Consider the following 2,097-nt stretch of genomic DNA (forward strand, 5'->3'; position numbering starts at 1 on the left):
TGAAATTGTTTTTTGAAAAAGTGTTACAAAATATGAAATAAAAAATTGCCTAAAAAATTTTGCTCTAAAAATTAATTAGGCGTCATTAAATTCAAACAGTGTTGGTTGTTTTTCTTTTATCATTCGTTTATGAACTCGGTCGATTACTTTTCTGATACCTCGTTCTGTCATTTTATATTTTTGACTTAGTTCTGCGTAGTTATTGCCTTTAAATGCGTCATAGATTTGCAAGTCACGTTGGTTTAGTTTAAATCTGTAGTCGCGTGGAAATGTGATATTCTGACCGCCAAACAGTTCTGAAATTGTATTTGCAATGTTATCACCTAACTGTGCTGCAATATCTTCAGGTAAACCATAATCCATTGCGTCGTTAGCAGCAGATAATGATACATGTGTTAGTAATTCGTGACGTTTGATAGACATTGCAGACTTTGTCATAGTTTACGCTCCTGTTTTCTTCTTATACCAATCTAGTGCACCAGGTATATTTTTTTCTAATTTATTAAAATCGATACCGGCTCTATACATCTGTTCAAAATACTCTTCATTACTGCTACGAATAGGTTTATCTTCTTCTTTATGTTCAACGTACGCAAATAAATGCTTAGTAGAATCATAAACTGACTTTAGATAATTATGATTTTTAAACGGCTTATATTCACCTAGTGCACGCTTAGCGTGAATATTATTAACGGTTTCTCTTAGTGCATGAGCCAGATGCCTGCTGGGTTGATATAATTTTAGGACCTCATTAATTAAGTTTACTGCTCTAGAATTGCTTAAATTTGATTTTTGAGTACGAAATAAACCAATATAGGCAATCATCGGTTTAGCACAGCCATAGTTTAAATTACTTACTAATATAAGTAATTCTCTACCAGAATCATCTTCGACTAATGCTTCTAAATTAATTTCGTTATGACAAATTGGGCAACGTGTTAATTTCATTTTTATTCCTTTTTACGCGTTCTAGCCAACTTTTTAGGCTTTCAATTACAACCATTGCTTGGTTTTGGGTAAGCCAATCCATCACTTCAACACCAGCAATACGTTTTACATAAGAATTGATAGCTTTTTCAGAACGGTTTTTGATTTCACCCGCATCAGCTAGTTCTAGCCATAATGAGCGTATTTTTTTATGAACTGGTTCTGTAGCTGTTATCTTCCCCGTTTTTTTGATGATTTAACTTTAAAACCTTTTAATTTCAAATTAGTTATAACTTTTTCTAGTTCCCAAACTGTCATATTTTTAGTGCTAGTTTTTTTAGTTATAGTCAGTAATAGATGACGATAGGTATCGTCATCTAAATTAAGTTGTGTTTTAGCTATATGAATAAGCTTGATGTATTTAGATTTCATCTAGATAGAACCTGATTTTAACTTAACATATTCGGCATAGAGTTCATCATATATCTGTCCATCGACATAACCCTGCCCCTGAACTTCACGCATAAACGAATGTTCATGACTGATTGAAACATGATAATCAGGCATATAGCGTTTAGGATTAGAAAATTTAGTTTTCATTATCAAATTAAATTTTTCTAATAAATCAAATTCATTAGCTATATCAACCAAAATATCTTTAGCATCATCATTTATTGATGGTAGTTTACCTAAATTTTTTTTTATGATTCTTTCAATATCATTTCTAATTGATTCATTTAAGTCAGAAAATGCGACAAAAGATAATTGACCTCCTAAAATATTTTGATTTGCATGAAAAGACGGTTCTGGTATGTCCACACTTTTTAGTACCAAAAAGATAAGGTCATCGATTTCTTTTGTATTCAATCGGCGACTGGTAATTTAATGTTGAATGAAGTCGATTATAATTAAACCAATCCACATAGTGATTAAATTCCAATTTAAGTTGCGCCAGTGAATCAAAAATAGTATTTGACACAAATTCTGTTTTCACTGCTTTGAATGTGCTTTCTGCAATTGCGTTATCATAGGGGCAGCCTTTGTGACTTAAGGACCGTTTAATTCCAAATGCTGTTAAACATTCATCAATCAAATGATTATCAAACTCTTTTCCTCTATCAGAATGAAACAACTCAATCGTCTGTAAGTTCATTGGAATTTGACTCATAG

The 2,097-nt window shown here is 31.8% G+C and carries 4 protein-coding genes and 1 pseudogene; all 5 read right to left on the reverse strand.

Annotated elements, in window-relative coordinates; all coding sequences use genetic code 11:
- Positions 1-75 precede the first annotated feature (75 nt).
- A complete protein-coding gene (locus tag A9G37_RS04615) occupies positions 76-438 on the reverse strand; it encodes a Mor transcription activator family protein (protein WP_065574765.1) in 363 nt (120 codons plus the stop codon).
- Between the two features lie 3 nt (positions 439-441).
- Positions 442-948 carry a hypothetical protein gene (locus A9G37_RS04620; RefSeq protein WP_065574766.1) on the reverse strand — a complete coding sequence of 169 codons (507 nt, stop codon included), beginning with the start codon at positions 946-948 and terminating at the stop codon, positions 442-444.
- Positions 917-1,359 (reverse strand): annotated as a pseudogene (locus A9G37_RS13500) (gp16 family protein). The gene A9G37_RS04620 and the pseudogene A9G37_RS13500 overlap by 32 nt, the downstream one beginning before the upstream one ends.
- Positions 1,360-1,746, reverse strand: coding sequence for a hypothetical protein (locus A9G37_RS04630; protein ID WP_141671057.1), 387 nt, complete (start codon positions 1,744-1,746; stop codon positions 1,360-1,362).
- 25 nt (positions 1,747-1,771) lie between these two features.
- Positions 1,772-2,097 (reverse strand): IS3 family transposase (locus A9G37_RS04635; RefSeq protein WP_065574768.1); only part of this gene is annotated, 326 nt, incomplete at its 5' end.

The sequence above is a fragment of the Gilliamella sp. GillExp13 genome, from assembly GCF_001690815.1.
Classification (GTDB): domain Bacteria; phylum Pseudomonadota; class Gammaproteobacteria; order Enterobacterales; family Orbaceae; genus Gilliamella; species Gilliamella bombi.